Origin of the sequence: Bradyrhizobium sp. 521_C7_N1_3 (genome assembly GCF_052075975.1) — a bacterium.
Taxonomy (GTDB): domain Bacteria; phylum Pseudomonadota; class Alphaproteobacteria; order Rhizobiales; family Xanthobacteraceae; genus Bradyrhizobium; species Bradyrhizobium japonicum.
Genome location: NZ_CP197232.1, coordinates 6840791 through 6860066, shown reverse-complemented (window position 1 = coordinate 6860066; position 19276 = coordinate 6840791). Strand labels below are relative to the sequence as shown.

At 65.3% G+C, this 19276-nt stretch carries 23 protein-coding genes; 18 read left to right on the top strand and 5 right to left on the bottom strand.

The features are described 5' to 3' along the window. The first annotated feature begins 8 nt into the window (after window positions 1–8). The 4 genes from AB7008_RS32440 (at window position 9) to AB7008_RS32425 (ending at window position 3227) form a co-directional block, all read left to right on the top strand. Entirely contained in the window at window positions 9–332 is a 324-nt protein-coding gene (locus AB7008_RS32440) for an XdhC family protein (RefSeq protein WP_007602422.1), read from the top strand. A 2-nt stretch (window positions 333–334) separates the two neighbouring features. Then, window positions 335–1036, top strand: a complete 702-nt coding sequence (locus AB7008_RS32435) for an XdhC family protein (protein ID WP_014494198.1) — start codon at window positions 335–337, stop codon at window positions 1034–1036. Then, window positions 1033–2637: an NTP transferase domain-containing protein gene (locus AB7008_RS32430; RefSeq protein WP_039152030.1), complete on the top strand. Its 1605-nt coding sequence runs from the start codon at window positions 1033–1035 to the stop codon at window positions 2635–2637. Before AB7008_RS32435 ends, AB7008_RS32430 begins: the two co-directional genes overlap by 4 nt. 200 nt (window positions 2638–2837) lie before the next feature. Further along, complete coding sequence (locus AB7008_RS32425; protein ID WP_441260113.1) at window positions 2838–3227, top strand: DUF4189 domain-containing protein; 390 nt, start codon at window positions 2838–2840, stop codon at window positions 3225–3227. 130 nt (window positions 3228–3357) lie between these two features. Here the strand turns inward: AB7008_RS32425 and AB7008_RS32420 are convergent, their stop codons facing one another. From AB7008_RS32420 to AB7008_RS32410, 3 genes are read right to left on the bottom strand one after another with little or no spacing between them, the layout of a single operon-like run. Next, a complete protein-coding gene (locus AB7008_RS32420) occupies window positions 3358–3771 on the bottom strand; it encodes a GFA family protein (RefSeq protein ID WP_441260112.1) in 414 nt (137 codons plus the stop codon). A gap of 15 nt (window positions 3772–3786) precedes the next feature. Continuing rightward, window positions 3787–4260, bottom strand: coding sequence for an SRPBCC family protein (locus AB7008_RS32415; RefSeq protein ID WP_441260111.1), 474 nt, complete (start codon window positions 4258–4260; stop codon window positions 3787–3789). Next, window positions 4257–4592 carry an ArsR/SmtB family transcription factor gene (locus AB7008_RS32410; protein WP_011088398.1) on the bottom strand — a complete coding sequence of 112 codons (336 nt, stop codon included), beginning with the start codon at window positions 4590–4592 and terminating at the stop codon, window positions 4257–4259. The genes AB7008_RS32415 and AB7008_RS32410 overlap by 4 nt, the downstream gene beginning before the upstream one ends. A gap of 109 nt (window positions 4593–4701) precedes the next feature. Between AB7008_RS32410 and AB7008_RS32405 the strand changes: the two genes are divergently transcribed. The 10 genes from AB7008_RS32405 to AB7008_RS32360 all read left to right on the top strand — a co-directional run bounded on the left by AB7008_RS32405 (window position 4702) and on the right by AB7008_RS32360 (window position 14016). Beyond that, window positions 4702–5391 carry a TetR/AcrR family transcriptional regulator gene (locus AB7008_RS32405; RefSeq protein WP_152620919.1) on the top strand — a complete coding sequence of 230 codons (690 nt, stop codon included), beginning with the start codon at window positions 4702–4704 and terminating at the stop codon, window positions 5389–5391. After that, window positions 5388–6176, top strand: a complete 789-nt coding sequence (locus AB7008_RS32400) for an HlyD family secretion protein (protein WP_304490443.1) — start codon at window positions 5388–5390, stop codon at window positions 6174–6176. Before AB7008_RS32405 ends, AB7008_RS32400 begins: the two co-directional genes overlap by 4 nt. Next, window positions 6173–7105 carry an ABC transporter ATP-binding protein gene (locus AB7008_RS32395; RefSeq protein WP_304490442.1) on the top strand — a complete coding sequence of 311 codons (933 nt, stop codon included), beginning with the start codon at window positions 6173–6175 and terminating at the stop codon, window positions 7103–7105. The genes AB7008_RS32400 and AB7008_RS32395 overlap by 4 nt, the downstream gene beginning before the upstream one ends. Further along, a complete protein-coding gene (locus tag AB7008_RS32390) occupies window positions 7102–8265 on the top strand; it encodes an ABC transporter permease (protein ID WP_304490441.1) in 1164 nt (387 codons plus the stop codon). Before AB7008_RS32395 ends, AB7008_RS32390 begins: the two co-directional genes overlap by 4 nt. A 29-nt stretch (window positions 8266–8294) precedes the next feature. After that, complete coding sequence (locus AB7008_RS32385; RefSeq protein WP_028158479.1) at window positions 8295–9602, top strand: adenylate/guanylate cyclase domain-containing protein; 1308 nt, start codon at window positions 8295–8297, stop codon at window positions 9600–9602. 112 nt (window positions 9603–9714) lie between these two features. Next, a complete protein-coding gene (locus AB7008_RS32380) occupies window positions 9715–9912 on the top strand; it encodes a hypothetical protein (protein WP_028158480.1) in 198 nt (65 codons plus the stop codon). A gap of 119 nt (window positions 9913–10031) precedes the next feature. Continuing rightward, entirely contained in the window at window positions 10032–10763 is a 732-nt protein-coding gene (locus tag AB7008_RS32375) for a GntR family transcriptional regulator (RefSeq protein ID WP_441260110.1), read from the top strand. 50 nt (window positions 10764–10813) lie between these two features. After that, window positions 10814–12055: an MFS transporter gene (locus tag AB7008_RS32370; RefSeq protein WP_248878596.1), complete on the top strand. Its 1242-nt coding sequence runs from the start codon at window positions 10814–10816 to the stop codon at window positions 12053–12055. 22 nt (window positions 12056–12077) lie between these two features. Beyond that, window positions 12078–12977 (top strand): amidohydrolase family protein, encoded by a 900-nt coding sequence (locus AB7008_RS32365; protein WP_304490439.1) that lies wholly within the window; start codon window positions 12078–12080, stop codon window positions 12975–12977. Window positions 12978–13101: 124 nt separating this feature from the next. Next, the gene (locus AB7008_RS32360) at window positions 13102–14016 is read left to right on the top strand and encodes a PhzF family phenazine biosynthesis protein (RefSeq protein WP_441260109.1); all 915 of its coding nucleotides are present in this window, start codon (window positions 13102–13104) and stop codon (window positions 14014–14016) included. Window positions 14017–14206: 190 nt separating this feature from the next. Here AB7008_RS32360 and AB7008_RS32355 read toward each other — a convergent pair whose 3' ends face one another. Continuing rightward, a complete protein-coding gene (locus tag AB7008_RS32355; RefSeq protein ID WP_028158485.1) occupies window positions 14207–14668 on the bottom strand; it encodes a DUF488 domain-containing protein in 462 nt (153 codons plus the stop codon). 9 nt (window positions 14669–14677) lie between these two features. After that, a complete protein-coding gene (locus tag AB7008_RS32350; RefSeq protein WP_014494217.1) occupies window positions 14678–15514 on the bottom strand; it encodes a DUF72 domain-containing protein in 837 nt (278 codons plus the stop codon). 101 nt (window positions 15515–15615) lie between these two features. On the opposite strand from AB7008_RS32350, the gene AB7008_RS32345 reads away from it, so the two are divergent. The 4 genes from AB7008_RS32345 (at window position 15616) to AB7008_RS32330 (ending at window position 19269) form a co-directional block, all read left to right on the top strand. After that, a complete protein-coding gene (locus AB7008_RS32345; RefSeq protein WP_028158487.1) occupies window positions 15616–15999 on the top strand; it encodes a hypothetical protein in 384 nt (127 codons plus the stop codon). A gap of 155 nt (window positions 16000–16154) precedes the next feature. Beyond that, window positions 16155–16355: a hypothetical protein gene (locus AB7008_RS32340; protein WP_014494219.1), complete on the top strand. Its 201-nt coding sequence runs from the start codon at window positions 16155–16157 to the stop codon at window positions 16353–16355. Window positions 16356–16626: 271 nt separating this feature from the next. Continuing rightward, window positions 16627–17760 (top strand): glycosyltransferase family 2 protein, encoded by a 1134-nt coding sequence (locus AB7008_RS32335; protein WP_014494220.1) that lies wholly within the window; start codon window positions 16627–16629, stop codon window positions 17758–17760. A gap of 6 nt (window positions 17761–17766) precedes the next feature. Then, complete coding sequence (locus AB7008_RS32330) at window positions 17767–19269, top strand: glycosyltransferase family 39 protein (protein WP_441260108.1); 1503 nt, start codon at window positions 17767–17769, stop codon at window positions 19267–19269. Window positions 19270–19276: the final 7 nt, after the last annotated feature.

The window sequence follows — 19276 nt, the reverse complement described above, 5'->3', positions numbered from 1 at the left end:
GTTAAGCCATGCTCGATCGCGACGAGGATATTCTGAAGGCGGCGGAGGATTGGCAGAAGGCCGGCCGGGGCGTCGCGCTGGCCACCGTTGTCGAGACCTGGGGCTCGGCACCGCGCCCGGCGGGCTCGAGCCTCGTCATCAACGATGAGGGCACGTTCCTGGGGTCGGTCTCCGGCGGCTGCGTCGAGGGCGCCGTGGTCACCGAGGCCATGGACGTGATCCAGAGCGGCAAGCCCAGGATGCTGGAGTTTGGCGTTGCCGATGAGACGGCCTGGAATGTCGGGCTGTCCTGCGGCGGCACCATCCGCGTCTTCGTCGAGAAGGTCGGCTAGCCGTGAAGCTCGCAACCCTGCACGAACTCAATGCCGAGCGCGCCGCGCGCCGGCCGGCGATTTTGGTGACCGACACCGAGACCGGCGAGCAGCGTCTGGTGAAGGCTGCGGATTTTGCAAAAGACCCGCTGCGGGCCGAACTGGACAAGCAGCTTCGCATGGGCAAGAGCGCCAGTGTCGAAGCCGGCGGCAAAAAGCTGTTCCTCAACGTCTACGCGCCGACCGCAAAGCTCGTCATCGTCGGCGCGGTCCATATCAGCCAGGCCTTGGCGCCGCTGGCGCGCTCGCTCGGTTACGACGTCACGGTGGTCGATCCCCGCACGGCATTTGCGAGCGCGGAGCGCTTTCCTGACATTCCCCTGGTCGCCGAATGGCCCGACACGGCGCTGCCGCCGCTGGATGTCGATGCCTACACGGCTTTCGTCGCGGTGACGCACGATCCGAAGATCGACGATCCCGCGCTGCTGCACGCCTTCGAGCGCAACTGCTTCTATATCGGCGCGCTCGGCTCGCGAAAGACGCATGCCAAGCGCGGCGACCGGCTGCGCGCGCAGGGCGCCAAGGACAGCGATATCGCGCGCATCCACGCGCCCATTGGGCTGGCGATCGGCGCGGTCTCGCCGTCCGAGATCGCGGTGTCGATCATGGCCGAGATCACGGCGGTGCTGCGCCTGCCTCCCAAAGAAAAAGAAGAAGCGGCATGAAATTCGGACCGGCGAGCCCCAAGGATGCGATCGGCGGGGTGACCGTCCACACCCTCCGCCAGGGTCCGCTGGTGCTGAAGAAAGGCACGACGATCGGCCCGGCCGAGGTCGAGGCGTTGACGCGCGCCGGCATCAAGGACGTGGTGGTGGTGCGCATGGAGGAGGGCGACGTCTCCGAGGATGTCGCCGCCGCCAGCATCGCGCTGGCCGTCGGCGGCGAGGGCATTCATGTCGAGCGCGCCTTCACCGGCCGCGCCAATCTGTTCGCCGCACGCCCGGGCGTGCTGGTGATCGACCGCGCCGCGGTTGACCGCATCAACAACATCGACGAGGCCATCACCTTTGCGACGCTCTCCGCCTACAAGCCGGTGGTCGAGGGTGAGATGGTCGGCACCGTCAAGATCATCCCGTTCGGCGTCGAAGGCAATTTGCGCGATGCCGCGGTGAAGGCGGCGGGCAGGGACGTGCTGAAGATCGCGCCCTACGTCATCAAGCGCGTCGGCGTGGTCTCGACGCTGCTGCCGGGCCTCTCGTCGAAGGTGATCGACAAGACGCTGCGCGTTACCGCCGAGCGACTCGCGCCGGCCGGCGCCAGCATCATTGCCGAGCGGCGGGTCCAGCACGAGGAGCGGGCGCTGTCGGCCGCGATCAAGGAATTGCTCGGGCTTGGTGCGGAACTCGTCATCGTGTTCGGGGCATCCGCGATCGCCGACCGCCGCGACGTCATTCCCGCGGCCGTCACCGGGATCGGCGGCGAGATCGAGCATTTCGGCATGCCGGTCGATCCCGGCAATTTGCTGCTGATCGCGCGGGCCGGCGGGGTGCCGGTGCTTGGCGCCCCGGGCTGCGCACGCTCGCCGGTCGAGAACGGATTTGACTGGGTGCTGATGCGGCTGCTCGCCGGCATCAAGGTGACGCGTTCCGAGTTGATGGGCATGGGCGTCGGCGGCCTCCTGATGGAGATCGTCACGCGGCCGCAGCCGCGCGCAGAACCCGCGATCGAGGGCAACAGCCAGGTCGCGGCCATCGTGCTCGCGGCGGGCCGCTCGACCCGGATGGGCGGACCGAACAAGCTGCTCGCCGAGCTCGACGGCAAGAAGCTGGTGCGGATCGCGACCGAGCAGGCGCTGGCCTCCAAGGCCTCCGAGGTGATCGTCGTCACCGGCCACCAGACCGAGCTGGTCGAGCAGGCGCTGCAAGGCTTGAAGGTGAAATTCGTCCGCAACCCGGATTTCGCCGGCGGCATCGCGAGCTCGGTCAAGGCCGGCATTGCGGCCGTGCCTGAGGCTTGCGACGGCGCCGTGGTCTGTTTGGGCGACATGCCGCTGATCGATGCCGGCCTGATCGACCGTCTCATCGACGGCTTTGCGCCGGACCGCGGCAACCTCATCGTCGTGCCCGTCAGCGACGGGCGCCGCGGCAATCCCGTGCTGTGGTCGCGCCGCTTCTTCAAGGAATTGATGACGCTCGACGGCGACGTCGGCGCGCGCCATCTGATCGCCAAGCACACTGAAGCCGTGGCCGAAGTCCCCGTGGATGGCGAGAGCGCCTTCCTCGACATCGACACGCCGCAGGCGCTGGAAGCGGCGCGCCGCGGATGAAGGTGCCGTAGCTGCGTAGGGTGGATTCGCCGAAGGCGTAATCCACCACTGTGTCTGTACGGAAACAAAAGAGGTGGATTGCGTTTCGCTAATCCACCCTACGGCACCTCCCAAGGCGCCGATTTCACCCCTCGTTCACCGTATGGAAACGACCACCGCTTAGAGTCTCTTCCACCTGCCTTGGGGGGAGGGGTTTTTCCATGGCTTCGAATGTCGTCGCGCGCCGTTGCGCGATGTTTTTCTTTGCACTGTCGGTTTGTGTCGCCGGCGCTCGCTACATCACGGATGCGCATGCTGCCGGTGCGTTCGCGGTCGGCAAGTGCGGGGCCTATGGTCAGGCTTTTGATTACGGCGCCGAGCGCGAGGCCCGTGCCGCGGCGCAGAAGCAGTGCAAGGGCGACTGCACGACCGTGACCATGAAGCGCGCTTGCGCCGCGATGTCGGTCGATATGGCCAACCCGTGCGGCGCCTATGGCTATGCCGTGAAGCCGAAGATCTCGGACTCGCTCAACGCCGCCACGCGCGAGTGCTACAAATACGGTGGCAAGGAATGCGTGATCCGCGCCTGGGCCTGCGACGCCAAGGGATAATCCGCCTACTGTCATTGACGATGCGCCGGGTACCGCGCGATGCGCGGACCGGAGCATGGCGTCAGGAATGACATTCGGGACAGTCCGGCCGTGACGATGCCGAGACTTCGACACTCCAAATACAGCCGCCTCACCCCGGCGGCATCCCCGCAAACTTCGGCAGGTCTGGATCGAGACGATCCCAATCATGCCCGCGCGCTGTGTAAGTGACCACCTGCGGCTTGTAGCGGGCGGGATCGTCGAGGCTCGCGGCGCGGATGGTGAAGATGTCGGGCATCGCCGCAAAGGTCATGTAGACTGGCAAGCCGCACTGCGCGCAGAAACTGCGCGTCTTCACGTTGCCGCTGTCGCCGACCATGTCCCAGTGCTTCGCCTCGCCCGTCACCGTGACGCCGGCGCGTGCGAAGGTCATGTACGAGCCGTGGCCGCTACCGCTTTCGCGCTGGCAATCCCGGCACTGGCAGTGATTGCTGAACAGCGGCTCACCGAGAATCGAATAGCGGATCGCGCCGCAGGCGCAGCCGCCGGTAAATGGCCTGGTCATCGAGATATCTCCCACTCACTTCTCGCCGCTGATCTCGTCGAGCTGGCGGACAACCTTCTTCCAGCCGCCGGTCATGACCGTGTAGGCCGACTCATTCCTGGGCATGACGAAGCCCGCATGCACCAAGCGGATCCGCGTGCCGGCTTCGACCGGGGTGAGGGACCACGTCACGACGGTGTCGAGCGGCGCGCCGTAGCCGGTGTTGCGTTCGTCGCCGCCCTTCCAGGCATAGACGAGGCGCCGGTTCGGTACGACTTCCAGAACCCGGCAATGGATCACGCCGTCCCAGTTGCCGCCCGGCGTGGTCTGGAAGGTGAAGGCCTTGCCTTCGACGGCTTCGAAGCCGGTCGGCTGCATCAGCCAGCGCGCGATCAACTGGGCGCTAGTCAGCGTCTTCCAGATCGTCTCGGGCGCGTGAGGGAAGACCTCCTCCAAAACAATGTCTTGGACGACTTCTTTTGTCTCGGCTTTGAACTCGGCTGCACTCACGGATCGATCTCCTTCAAGAGGTCACGCAGATTCTGGAAGCGCTCGCGCCAGAACACGCCGTAATGGTCCATCCAGGTGACCAGCGGCTCGAGCCCTTGCGGCGCGGCGCGGTAATAGACGTTGCGGCCCTCGGCGCGCTCGGCGACGAGGCCGGCCTGCTTCAGCGACTTCAGGTGCTGCGAGATCGCGCCCTGCGTCACGCCGCTGCCGCGGGTGAGCTCGGCGACGCTGATCTCCTTGCTCTCGAATACGCGCTCGAACACGGCGCGGCGGGTCGGATCGGCGAGGGCACGCATCACGGTGGTGACGGGATTTGGGGCGGCTTCGATCATGAGCATTCGATTAGCAGTCGCTAATGCATTAGTCAATGCTAATTTGTTGGCTTGTGTAGGGATGGATCATTGCCTTGACTATGACTGACCAGTCAGTCATAAATAGAGAATGACAAAGAAGCCAACCAAAGCAGCCACGCCAACCGCAGCTCGCGCCGATGCGAAGGGGCGTGCGCCCGCCGACGCTGCGCCCGCTTCGAACCGCGCCACGCGTGCGGCCGAGCGTCGGTCGGCCATCGTGGAAGCGGCGATGGAGGAGTTCATCGCGCGCGGCTTTGCCGCGACGCGGCTCGACGACATCGCCAAGCGGGCGGGCGTGGCCAAGGGCACGATCTACCTGCACTTCAAGGACAAGGAATCGATGTTCGAGGAGCTGGTGCGCACGGTGATCGTGCCGGTCGTGGCCAAGCTGAATGCGCTGCCGCCGCCGACGGGCTCGGTACGCGATCTCATCGAGGCCTTTGCCGGCAACTTCCTCAAGGAGGTGATCGGCACGCCGCGCGGCGATCTCGTGCGATTGATCGTGGCGGAAGGGCCGCGCTTTCCGTCCGTCGCCGATTTCTACTATCGCGAGGTCGTCTCGCGCGGGATCGCCGGCATGCGCGCGCTGATCGAGCTCGGCATTGCCCGCGGCGAGATCCGCGAGAAGAACCTCGCGCGCTATCCGCAGATCCTGGTCGCACCCGCGATGATCGCGGTGATCTGGCAGAGCCTGTTTGCGCGGCACGCGCCACTCGACGCCCAGGACATGCTGCGCGTCCATCTCGATTTGATTTTTGGCGAACGGAGGACGACATGAGGTCGTCACGAACATTTTTTGCACTTGCATTGGCCGCCGTGCTGGTAGCCGGCCTTGCCGGTTGCAAGGACAAGCGCGATCCCGGATTTCAGGGTTGGGTCGAGGCCGACATGATCTTCGTCAGCCCGGACGAAGCGGGCCGGGTGACGAAGCTCAATGTCCGCGAGGGCGACGAGGTGAAGGTCGGCGATGCCCTCTATTCCGTCGACGACGATCTCCAGCTTGCCGACCTCAACCAGAACAAGGCGACACTGGCCAACGCGCAGCAGACCTATGATCGCGCGGCCTCGCTGAACAAGACCGGGTCCGGCACGCAGGCCAATCTCGATTCCGCGGTGTCGTCCTTGCGTGTCGCCGAAGCGCGGGTCGCGACGTCGGAGACGCGAATGGCGCGGCGCAGGGGCTTTGCGCCCGTTGCCGGCACCATCCAGCAGATCTATTTCCGCGAGGGCGAGATGGTGGCGGCGCAGCGGCCGGTGCTCTCGATCATGCCGCCCGGCAACATGAAGCTGCGCTTCTTCGTGCCCGAGACCGAGTTGCCGAAACTTACGATCGGCGACGCGGTGCGCATCTCTTGCGACAATTGCGCGGCGGATCTCACCGCAAAGATCTATTTCATCGCGACCTCGGCCGAATACACTCCGCCTGTCATCTACAGCCTCGATGAGCGCAACAAGCTGGTCTATTTGATCCAGGCGCGGCCCTCGCGGCCCGATGCCCTGCGGGTCGGACAGCCGATCGACGTCTATCTCAATCCAAAAACGCCGGTGGCGGACAAGCGATGAGCGGCGGCAACGGCATCGCAATCGACGTCAAGGGTCTGACCAAGTCGTTTGGCGGCCGCGAGGTCGTGCACGATCTGTCGATGCAGGTGAAGCGCGGTTCGATCTACGGCTTCCTCGGGCCGAACGGCTCGGGCAAGACCACCACCATCCGCATCCTCTGCGGCCTGCTCACGCCCGACAGCGGCGAGGGTACCTGCCTCGGCTACGACATCCGGCGCGATGCCGAAAAGATCAAGCGCCAGGTCGGCTACATGACCCAGCGCTTCAGCCTGTACCAGGACCTCTCGGTGCGCGAGAACCTCGAATTCGTCGCGCGGCTCTATGGCCTCACTGACGCACGCGGCGCTGCGCGCGACATGATCAAGCGGCTCGGGCTGTCGGGGCGTGAGGAGCAGCTCGCGGGCGAGCTCTCCGGCGGCTGGAAGCAGCGGCTCGCGCTCGGGGCCTGCACGCTGCCCAGTCCGAAACTGCTGCTGCTGGACGAGCCGACCGCCGGCGTCGATCCCAAGGCGCGGCGCGATTTCTGGAACGAGATCCATGCGCTCGCGGCCGACGGCCTCACCGTCCTGGTCTCGACCCACTACATGGACGAGGCCGAGCGCTGCCACGAGATCGCCTACATCGCCTACGGCCATCTCCTGGCGCACGGCACGGTCGAGGAGGTGATCGCGAATTCCGCCCTGACGACCTACACCGTGACGGGCGAGGAGCTCAACGGGCTCACGGCCGCGCTCACCGGCAAGCCCGGTGTGGACATGGTGGCACCGTTCGGCACTTCGCTGCACGTTTCCGGGCGCGACGTCGCCGCGCTCGAGGCCAGCATCGCGCCGTGGCGCGAGAAGGGCGGCCTGCACTGGCACAAATCATCGCCCTCGCTCGAAGACGTGTTCATCGAATTGATGAGCCGTTCCAAGGACAATTTCCAATGAGCGCCGCCGATCATCCCGCACCCGCGCACGAGATCCGCGAGCGCTTCGGCTTCTGGAAGCGCTCCTACGCGATGCTGGTCAAGGAGTTCATCCAGCTCAAGCGCGACCGCGTCTCGTTCGCGATGATCGTGATGCTGCCGGTGATGCAGCTACTGCTGTTCGGCTATGCCATCAACACCACGCCGCACAATCTGCCGAGCGCGGTGCTGCTCCAGGAGGACTCGGATCTTGCCCGCTCGGTGTTGAAGGCGCTGGAGAACACCGCCTATTTCCGCTTCATCTACGAGGTGCACGACGTCGACGATTTCGACAACCTGCTGAAATCGGGCAAGGTGCTGTTCGGCGTCGAGATTCCGCGCGGCTTCGAGCGGGCGGTGCGGCGCGGCGACCGGCCGGCGCTGCTGGTTGCGGCCGACGCCACCGATCCCGTTGCGGCCAGCGCTGCGCTCGGCTCGCTCGGCATGGTCGTGCAGACCGCGCTTGCGCACGATCTCTATATCGGCAATCCGCCCGAGATGCCGTTCGAGATCCGCGCGCATGCGCGCTACAATCCGGCCGCGTCGTCCAGCCTCAATATCGTGCCGGGCCTCGTTGGCACCATCCTCACCATGACCATGCTGATCTTCACCGCGCTCTCGGTCACCCGCGAGGTCGAGCGCGGCACCATGGAGAGCCTGCTGTCGATGCCGATCAAGCCGGTCGAGGTGATGTTCGGCAAGATCGTGCCTTATGTACTGGTCGGCTTCCTTCAGGCCTTCCTCATCATCGGCATCGGCGTCGGCGTGTTCGGCGTGCCCTTGCTCGGCAATCTGTTCCTGCTCGCGCTGCTGTCGACCTTGTTCATCGCTACAAATCTATCAATTGGCTACACCATCTCGACGGTGGTGCAGAACCAGCTCCAGGCCATGCAGATGGCCATGATGTTCTTCCTGCCGAGCATTCTGCTCTCCGGATTCATGTTCCCGTTCGCCGGCATGCCGGTCTGGGCGCAATATCTCGGTGAATGCCTGCCGCTGACCCACTACTTGCGGATCGTCCGCGCCATCATGCTGAAGGGCGCGACCATGCAGAATTTGCGCTTCGACGCGCTGGCGCTGGCGATCCTGATGCTGGTCGCCATGACCATCGCGGTGACGCGCTTCCGCCGCACGCTGGATTGAGGCAGAATGCCCCGGAATCGAGGGGTGGAATGGTCAGGTTTGCCAGCAGGAAGACCCGGCAACACGCCGTGCTATCGGAGGATTTCGAGCGCGAGCTGACGCGGGAGGTGCTGCGCACCGAGCTGTTGCGCGTGCGGACACTGATCATCACCGGCTGCGTCATCATCTTGTTCCTCACCGCAACCTACCTGATCGACCCTGCTGTCGTGAATCGGGTCTGGCGCGGGACGGAGGGCCTCGTCCACGAATACATCCTCTTGACGGGCTTCATCCTCTTCGAGGTTTGGGTCTACAGGCAGATCAGGCGAAACCTCAAGCTCGATCGCGACCTGCCGGTGATCAGGCGCTATATCGGCGCTCTCATCGAAACGTCGCTGCCGACGATCATTCTGATCCTGCAGATTCGCAGCATGGGCGCGAGCCAGGCGCTCGGTTTCGTGCTGCCACTGGTCTATTTCATTTTCGTCATTCTTTCGACGCTGCGGCTCGATTTCTGGCTGTCCACCTTCACTGGATTTGTGGCCGCAGCCGAACTCTTGGCCGTCGCGCTGTATTACAATTCGGCCAACGACGCCGGCGAGCCCCTGATCTACTTTCACGTGGTGCGCAGCACCATCATCCTGATTTGCGGCGTGCTCGCGGGCGCCGTCGGCGCGCGGTTGCGGCGGCAATTTGCCGCGAGCATTGTGGCGGCCACCGCGCGCGACCGGGTGACGAACCTGTTCGGCCAGCATGTCTCGCCGCAGGTGGTGGAGCGGCTGATGGCGGCGGGACCCAGCGCGGGCGGCGACCTTCGCCGCGTCGCGGTGATGTTCGTCGATTTCCGCGGCTTCACCGCCGGCGCGCGGTTGCGCACCCCGCAGGAGGTGGTTGACCGGCTCGACGGCGCGTTCGCCGTGCTGGTCGACATCCTCGATCGTCAGGGCGGCATCGTGAACAAGTTTTTGGGCGATGGCTTCCTCGCCCTGTTCGGCGCGCCGCTGGAGGCCTCCGACGCCGCGCACCGCGCGGTTGCCGCAGGCCGCGAGATGCTGGCCGCGATGGACCGTATCAACGCGCAAACGAGCTGGCAGCTGCAGATCGGCATCGGCATCCATTTCGGCGAGGTCGTTGCCGGCAATATCGGCTCGCCCCGGCGCAAGGAGTACACGGTGATCGGCGACACCGTGAACTTCGCCTCGCGGCTGGAGGCACTCAATAAGGAGTTTGGCTCGCAGCTCCTGATCTCCGAGTCCGTCCGCGAAGCGCTCGGCGACGACGGTGAGGACGCCGTCGCGCTCGGCGAGGTCGCGGTTCGCGGCTACGAGCACAAGGTGGCGGTGTTTCAACTGGGGTGAGGTTGCTCGCGTTTCGTTGAAGGCGCGTGATGCAATATCTCGCGGCGATTTCCGCTCATGTTGTCAGGACGCCGAAACCTCTCGGCTTCCGTTTGCCACGCGGAGAGAACCCATGACCCGATTGACCCTTGTCTCGGCCGCCCTGATCGCCGCCGCCGTCTATCAAACCCAGGCCGCAGCCGCTCGCGACGTCGCCCCGCGGCGCGCCCCGGCTCAGGCGGCTGCGGATTGCGTGAGGGCCCCGGCACAGGGCGCGTTTGCCTCTGCGCCCTACAAGCAACCGCCCTGCACGCCGAAGGCAGCGAATTAACACGCAAGGCGAGGTCGGGTTGGCAACGTCCGCCGGCCCGACCTCGCGTCGCCGGTCTCGCAATTACGGTACCCTGGTAGTTCTTGACTCCTATCTCATCTAGTCATCTATATGACTATATGAATGCAGCTCCGCACGACGACCGCCTGCCACGCTACCAGCGCCTGCGCGACGACCTCGCCGCGCGGATCAACCGCAATGAATGGCGGCCGGGCGAGCCGATCCCGTCGGAGGCCGAGCTTGCGACGCATTACGGCGTTGCGATCGGCACCGTGCGCAAAGCGATCGATCAGCTCGTTGCGGATGCCGTGCTGGAGCGCCAGCAGGGCCGCGGCACCTTCGTGCGCCGGGCGCGCTTCAACTCCTCGCTATTCCGCTTCTTCCGCTTCCAGTCCGAGAGCGGCGAGCGGCGCGTGCCGAAGAGCCGCATCATCCGGCGCAAGAGCGTTGCGGCGAATTCGGCCGTTGCATCGGCGCTGCGCATCCCTGTCGGGGAGCCCGTGATCAGCCTGTCGCGTCTGCGCCTGATCGACTATGTGCCGCTGCTCGCCGAAGAAATCTGGCTCCAGCAATCGCGCTTCGCGCCGATCCTGGAGATCGACACCGCCGAATTCGGCGACCTGCTTTATCCGCTCTACGAGGAGCGCTGCGGGGAGGTGGTGGTGTCGGCCGAGGAAATCCTGACGGTCGAAACCGCCAACGAGATGCAGGCGCGCCTGCTGCGCCTCGAAGCGCACGCGCCATTGATCGTGATCGAGCGCCTTGCGCTCGATCTGGAACGGCGGCCGATCGAATGGCGCAGGTCGCGCGGGCCGGCTGACCGGTTCCGCTACCACGCCGAGATCAGGTGAGAGCGGCTTTTCAACGACATCAAGCAATAACGAGTACAAGGGTAGGAATAATGTCAAACTGGTACAGCGAAAGCTCTCCGCTGGAGCGGCGCACGTTCTGGGCAAGCTTTGGCGGCTGGGCGCTTGATGCGCTCGACGTCCAGATGTTCGGCCTTGCCATCCCCGCGCTGATCGCCGCCTTCGGCATCAGCAAGGCCGATGCGGGTCTGCTCGGCTCGATCACGCTGTTCTTCGGCGCGTTCGGCGGCTGGATCGGCGGCGCGCTCGGTGACCGTTTCGGTCGCGTCAAGGCGCTTCAGATTACTGTTGCGACCTTTGCGCTCGCCACTTTCGCCAGCGCGTTCGCGATGACCTACACCCAGCTCCTGATCCTGAAGGCGATCCAGGGCCTCGGTTTCGGCGCCGAATGGGCCTGCGGCGCGGTGCTGATGGCCGAGATCATCCGCCCCGAGCATCGCGGCAAGGCGCTGGGCTCGGTGCAGAGCGCCTGGGCCGTGGGGTGGGGCGCAGCGGTGCTGCTCTCGGCCCTCGTGTTCACGTACGCACCCGCCGACATCGCCTGGCGGCTGCTGTTTGCGCTGGGGCTGTTGCCCGCGCTCCTCATCATCTTCATCCGCCGCGGCTTGAAGGAGCCGCCGCGCGCGGTCGCAGCCGACAAGACGCCGTTCTTCGCCACGCTCTCGGGCATCTTCCATCGCGACGTGCTGCGCTCGACGCTGATCGGAGGCCTGTTCGGCATCGGCGCCCACGGCGGCTACGCGGCCCTGACCACGTTCCTGCCGACATTCCTGCGCGAAGTGCGGCAGTTGTCGGTGCTGGGCTCCAGCGGTTACCTCGCCGTGATCATCGTCGCCTTCTTCTGCGGCTGCGTCGCCAGCGGCATCATCAGCGACCGTATCGGCCGCAGGGCCAACGTCGCCTTCTTCGCCAGCGCCTGCATCGTCACCGTGCTGATCTACATCTTTGCGCCGCTGACCAATGGCGAGATGCTGGTGCTCGGCTTTCCGCTCGGCTTCTTCTCCGCCGGCATTCCCGCCAGCATGGCGGCGCTGTTCAGCGAACTCTATCCGGCCGGCGTGCGCGGCACCGGTGTCGGCTTCTGCTACAATTTCGGCCGCATCGTCTCCGCCGCGTTCCCCTTCCTCGTGGGCTATCTCAGCGACCATATCGGGCTCGGACCGGCGATCGGCATCGATGCGGCCTTTGCCTATTCGCTGGTGCTGATCGCGGTGGTGCTGCTGCCCGAGACCCGCGGCAAGGTTTTTGAACAAGCCGCCGCGACGCGCGCCTGACGCCGGATGGGGAGCAGTCACCATGATGTCCCGCGAGCGCGGCCTGACGCGCCGCCAATTCGGCGCAGGCCTTGTATCTCTCGTGTCGGCCGCGGCCGCCGCGAGCCGAGCGAAGAGTGAGACCAGCTTGCCGACGATCGATACCCATGCCCATGTCTTCCACCGCGGCCTCAGGCTCGCGCCCGGCCGGCGCTATGCCCCCGATTACGATGCGCCGCTGGCGCTGTATCTGGAGCAGCTCGACCGCAATGGCATGAGCAATGGCGTGTTGGTGCAGCCGAGCTTTCTCGGCACCGACAATTCCTATCTGGTCGAGAGCCTGAAGACGGCCGGCGGACGCCTGCGTGGCATCGCGGTGGTCGATCCTTCCGTGACCGCGGACGAACTTCGCGCGCTCGATCGCGCCGGCGTCGTCGGCATTCGTCTCAATCTCGTCGGCCAGCCCTTGCCTGATCTCTCGGCCAGCGAATGGAAAGCGCTGCTGGCGGATCTAAAGGCCCTCGGCTGGCAGGTTGAGATCCAGCGCAACGCGGCCGATCTCGCTGTGCTCGCGCCGCAGCTGCTCGATCACGGCGTCACTGTCGTGCTCGATCACTACGCGCTGCCGGATCCAAAGCTCGGCGTCGCCGATCCCGGCTTTCAGTCGGTACTGAAGTTAGGGGCGACGAAGAACGTCTGGGTGAAGATCTCGGCGCCGTATCGCAACGGCGCGGCTGGCGAGAGCTTTGCGAAGGAAACCTATCCGCTGCTGCGTAGTGCTTACGGTCTTGATCGTCTGCTGTGGGGTAGCGACTGGCCGCACACGCAGTTCGAGGTGTCGCAGAGCTACGAGTGGAACCGCCGGTTTCTCGACACGCTGATCACCGATCCAGCCGAGCGTGCGCAAGTGCTCGCATCGCCACGTTCACTCTTCCGCTTCTGAATCGTCTTCCGCGATTGCTCCGATTGCACTCAATTTTGGGGCATGACGAGCGATGTCGCCGGCTTGTAGAGTGCCGGCGAGGCAGCCGAGCGCGGCTGCGATTTGCGTGAAAAGGAAATGAGCGATGCAGCGCCGCTACATCACCGTCGACGTGTTCACCGACCGCGCCTTCGGCGGCAACCAGCTCGCCGTGGTGCTCGACGCCGACGGGCTCACGACGCAGCAGATGCAGGCGATCGCGACCGAGTTCAACTATTCCGAGACGACCTTCGTGCTGCCGCCGCGCAACCCCGGCCACGACGCGGAGGTCCGCATCTTCACGCCGGTGAGGGAGCTTCCCTTCGCGGGTCATCCCAATGTCGGCACCGCTTTCGTGCTGGCCCGGCGCAGCAATGAGCCCTGGCCGCGATTGTTGTTCGAAGAGAAAGCCGGAATCGTGCCGGTCGAGATCTGGCGGGAGCAGGGCAAGGTCGTCGGTGCCGAACTGACTGCGCCGCAGCCGCTGGCGCGTCTTGCAAAGCTGTCCGCCGCCGAGATCGCCGCGTGCCTGTCATTGAGCGCGGATGACGTCAGGACCGATCGCCATGTGCCGGAAGTCGTCGGCGTCGGCACGCCGTTCGTGGTCGCGGAATTGCATTCGCGCGACGCGCTTCGGCGGGCAACGCCCGACGCTGCGGCGTTCGGCCGGACACTGCCGCGCGATGGCGCGTTCTCGATCTATTTCTACACGCGCGATATCCCGGCGGCGCAGGCGCCTTGCGACCTCCAGGCGCGGATGTTCATGCGCGGTACCAGCGGTTTCGCCGAGGATCCCGCCACCGGCAGCGCAACGGTCGCCGCGGCCGCGCTGCTCGCCACGCTCGATCCGCTTCGCGACGGCGAGCTGAAGCTCACCATCGGCCAGGGTTTTGACATGGGCCGGCCGAGCATCCTGCGGACGACAGTGGAAAAGGAGGGCGGGGCCCTTCTCGATGCCTATGTCGGCGGCCATTGCGTGCAGATGATGGAGGGGACGTTCGAGCTGGCGGGTGAGGGGTGAACTCTCTCCACATGCCCAGACGAGCTCACGCCAGATCCGTCATCCTGAGGTGCGAGCCCTTGCCAGCCTCGAAGGATGCACGGCCGAGATGCTGCATCGGGGCGCGCCGTCGTCCTTCGAGGGCCGCTGAAGAAGCGGCCACCTCAGGATGACGGCTACGGTTAAAGTCGTGCTCCCCGCCCGAAGGCCGCTACACCTGCCGCCCCGCCAAATTCCTCACCGCCACGCCATCGCGCTCCTCGATGATCTCCGCGATCATCTGGCGGTGGCAATGGGTGTGATCTCGCTCGTAGCAGAGCAGGCAGACCGGGCCGGCCTTCATCACCAGTGCCGAGAGCTCGTCCATCTCTTCCCTGGCCTGCGGCGTCTTCAGGTGCTTTGAATAGATCTTCTCCAGCACATCGTATTGGCCGCTGCGCGCAGCGAGCCGGCCCTCCTTCGGCGTGCCGAGCGCGGCGAGATGGACATAGGCGATGCCGCGCTCATCGAGTCCCGCGGACAACTGCTTCTTCGAAAAGCCGGGCCGGCGCGATGACGTCACAGCGCGCACGTCGACCACGAGCTTGACGCCGGCCTTTTCCAACTCGTCGAGCACCGCCTTGGGCGGCGTCTGTTCATAACCGATGGTGAAGAGCTTTTTCGCCTTTGCCATGAACCATCCTCAGCTCACCCGCGCGATCAGTTCCATGGCGCCGGCCGGTGCGCGCACCTTGCCCTCGTGGATGACATAGGCGAACACGTCGCGCGGCTCCTTCTTCGGCTTGGCTTTGTCGACCTTCGGCAGATCGTCGGGTTCACTCCCCTCGGCCCAGTCCTGAAAGCGCTTGGCCCAGGCATCGAGCTGCTTCGGCGGATAGCAGGTCTTGATCTCGTCATTGCCCTTCTGGAGCCGTGCATAGACGAAATCGCCGGCGACGTCGGCGATCGCCGGATATTTGCCGTGCTCTGCGAACACGACAGGCGTCTCGAACTCGCGGATCAGCGCGACGAAGTCCGGCGCGCAAAAGCTGTCGTGGCGGACCTCGACGACATGGCGCAGCGCGCGCCCCTCGAGCTTGCGCGGCAGCAGCTCCAGGAACTTGCCGAAATCGGCGCCGTCGAACTTTTTCGTCGGCGCGAACTGCCACAGCACCGGTCCGAGATGGTCGCCGAGTTCCAGCACGCCGGAATCATAGAACCGCTTGATGGAATCGCCGGCCTCGGCGAGTACGCGGCGGTTGGTGGCGAAGCGCGGTCCCTTCACCGAGAACACGAAACCATCGGGCACTTCGCTGGCCCATTTGCGAAAGCTCTCCGGCTTCTGTGAGCCGTAATAGGTGCCGTTGATCTCGATCGAGGTCAGCTTCGAGGCAGCATAGGACAACTCCTTGGCCTGCGTGAGCTTCTCCGGGTAGAACACGCCGCGCCAGGGCTCGAAGGTCCAGCCGCCGACGCCGATGAAGATGTTGCCGGATTTTTTGGACGCGGTTTTTGCTTTGGCCACGGGAGGGTCTCGCATCGACGGGGAGGGACCTCATCCTAATCAAACCAGATGTGATTGGCCAGTTGCGCTGTCCCGTCTAAGCTCGCAGCTGGACCCGCGCAAAAAGGAGAACAAGAATGCGGATGCTGATGGTGGGGGCGGCGCTCGTCATGATGACATCTGCTGCCATGACTTGTTCTGCCATGGCCGACGATGACGACGACGCCAAGGGCGCCCAGAAGCTCGCCATGCAGGGCCGCGACGATTACTGGCATTGCCTGGCGCGGGAATACTCGCGCGACTCCAATCAGGGAATGTCGGAACAGGATTTCGGCCGCTCGGTCGCGGGCGCCTGTCCGTCGGAGCGGCAATATTACCGGGTGGCGTTGCTCGACTATCTCACCACGCAATATCCGAACATCGATGCCGGCGCCCATCTCGCCACCGCGAACAGGGCGGTCGAGTCGGCGCAGAAGGACATCGTGACGGCGTTCGTCAAGCACAGGCCGCCCGCAAAGTAGGGCCGTGGCGAATGGCCCATCGCGAATAGGGCACGTAAGCCGGCGCTCCTCGTTCGCGATGAGCCATTCGCTATTCGTCCCTCCGCGGGGGGCTCTTCCAGCTCCGCGCGCATCCATGGTATCACTGGAGGCATCTGGAACAGGGATGGGCTTCCATGTCGTCTGAGTCGCTGGGTGGCATTCTGGGCGCGATCGTCGCGGCGGTCGTGCTTGCGGTCGCCGTCGTATTGGGGCCGATCGGCCAGTACGGCAAGCCGCCCAGGCCGGCAAAGGCCGAGCCGGCTCCGGCGGCAGCGCCCGCTGTCCCGGCCGCCCCCGCGCCGCGTGGGCCGGTGATCAAGGAAGTCCCGAACTAGCAAGGATCTGAAAAAGGGCCGCTACGCCCCCTTGCGAAGCGGTTTTACCGTTCCTATTTAGTTTATAACGGCGACGTTGAGCGAAACCTCCGGCGCTGGAACGACCTTGGAATAGCTTGGGCTTGCGCCGGATGTACGCGCAGTCCGCCGTTCCGGGGTCGTTGGCATTTTTGGGCCCTTTTTGGGCCTTTCCCCACAGACCCCCGGCTCGGTAGATCTTGGCAGCGCAACGTCTTGGCAGCGCGGGACGCGGCGGATATACGCTGCCGTCATGAATGAAGCGATCAGACCGGGCTCCGGCACTCCCCCGCAGGCTCAAGAGGCGCCGGAACTGTCGGTCATCGTCCCGACGTTCAACGAGCGCGACAACGTCACGGTGCTGTACCGGCGGCTGGAGGCGACGCTCGCCAACGTCGCCTGGGAAGTCGTGTTCGTCGACGACAATTCGCCCGACGGCACCTGGGATGTCGTGCGCGCGCTGGCGCAGCGCGACAACCGCGTGCGCTGTGTCCGCCGCATCGGCCGCCGCGGCCTGTCGGGCGCCTGCATCGAGGGCATCCTGGCCTCCAGCGCGCCCTATGTGGCCGTGATCGATGCCGACCTCCAGCACGACGAGACGCAACTGCCGAAGATGCTGCTGCTGCTCGCAAGCGACCAGGCCGACCTCGTCGTCGGCAGCCGCTACATCGAGGGCTACAAGAGCGAAGGCTTCAACAAGCAGCGCGCCGGAGCTAGCGCGCTGGCGACCGAGGTCGCAAAGAAGGTGCTGCGGGTCGAGATCGCCGATCCCATGAGCGGCTTTTTCATGGTTCGCCGCGACCGTTTCGAGGAGCTCGCGCCGAAGCTCTCGGTGCACGGCTTCAAGATCCTGCTCGACCTCGTCGCGAGCGCGAACGGTGGCTTGCGAGCCGTCGAAATTCCCTACACGTTCGGTCAGCGCCAGCACGGCGAGAGCAAGCTCGATTCCATGGTCGCGCTGGATTTTCTCGGCCTGGTGCTGGCCAAGTTCACCAACGATGCGGTCTCGCTTCGCTTCATCCTGTTCGCGATGGTCGGCGGCATCGGCCTCGTGGTGCATCTGACGACGCTGTTCATCGCCCTTCAGCTGTTCAAGGCGCCGTTCGCGGAGGCGCAGGCCGCAGGTGCCGTCGTCGCCATGACCAGCAACTTCGTCCTCAACAACTTCCTCACCTATCGCGACCAGCGACTGAAGGGCTTTGCGCTGCTGCGCGGCCTGATCGCCTTCTACATCGTGTGCAGCGTCGGCCTGCTCGCCAATGTCGGCGTCGCCTTCTCGGTCTACGACCAGGAGCCGATCTGGTGGCTGGCCGGCATGGCCGGCGCGCTGATGGGCGTGGTGTGGAACTACGCGATGTCCGGACTGTTCGTCTGGCGCAAGAAATAGCTCGACATGGGCGGGGCTGACGCGCGGATTGTCCGCAATACCGCGCTGGTGATCGTCGCGCTGGTCGGCTTGCGGCTGGTCGCAGCCGCGTTCACGCCGATCACCTTCGACGAGGCCTATTACTGGATGTGGTCGAAGAACCTCGCCGGGGGGTATTACGACCACCCGCCGATGGTCGCCTATGTGATCCGCGCCGGCACCATGATCGCCGGCGACACCGAGTTCGGCGTCCGCGTGTTCTCGATCCTGCTCGCGCTGCCGATGAGCTACGCGATCTATCGCTCCGCCGCCATCCTGTTCGGCGGTGTGCGCGTCGCTGCGACCAGTGCCATCCTGCTCAACGTGACCATGATGGCCTCGATCGGCACGCTGATCGTCACGCCCGATGCGCCGCTGCTGGTTGCCTCCAGCTTCGTGCTGTTCTTCCTCGCCAAGGTGTTGGAGACCGGCCGCGGCGCTTGGTGGCTCGCGGTCGGCGCGGCGGTCGGCGCGGCGCTGCTGTCGAAATACACCGCGATGTTCTTTGGCGCCGCGATCCTGATCTGGCTCGCTTCCGTGCCGAAACTGCGGCACTGGTTCCTCTCGCCCTGGCCCTATCTCGGCGGCCTCGTTGCGTTCGCGCTGTTCTCGCCGGTGATCCTGTGGAATGCGGATCATCAATGGGTCTCGTTCGTGAAGCAGCTTGGGCGGGCGAAGATCGAGGACTTCCGTCCGGTCTTCATCGCCGAGTTGATCCCGACCCAGATCGCCTTCGCAACGCCGCTCGTCTTTATCCTCGGCGCGATGGGCCTGCACGCGCTGACCTGGCGCCGGGCCGGCGCACTGGCCTCGCGTGTGCTGATCGAGACGCTGTTCTGGACCATCGTCGTCTATTTCGTCTGGCATTCGCTGCATGCTCGCGTCGAGGCCAACTGGTTCGCGCCGGTCTATCCGCCCTTCATCGTTGCCGCGGCTGCCGCCGCCAATTTCGTGCAGTGGCAACCACGCGCGCGGCGTCTCGCGGATTTCTGCCTGCGCTGGGCCGCGCCCGTGGGCATCGTGATGTTTGCGGCGCTGATCGTGCAGGCCAACACCGGCTGGCTGTCGGGCTATCGCCGCGACGCGACGGTGCGCAGCGTCGGCGTCGGCTGGCGCGAGCTCGCCGCCGAGATCGAAGCGGTGCGCGCGCGCAGTGGCGCGACCTGCGTGCTGGCGCAGGACTACGGCACCACGGGCTGGCTCGCCTTCTATCTGCCGCGCGGCACCTGCGTGCTGCAGCAGAACCAGCGCATCCGCTGGGTCAACATGCCCGAGCCCGATCCAATGCTGCTTGCCGGCAAGTTGATCTCTGTCGACGAGCTGCGCCCGGACGGCCATCCCGCCCTCGACGAGCTCTTCGCGAAGGTGACGCAAATTGCCCAATTGCAGCGCAAGCGCGGGCCGCTCGTGGTCGAGACCTACGGCATTGATCTGCTCGAAGGCGCCAAGGGCGACGTGCTCGACCGCTCGCCGCCGCCGGAAGTGCGATAGGCGGCCC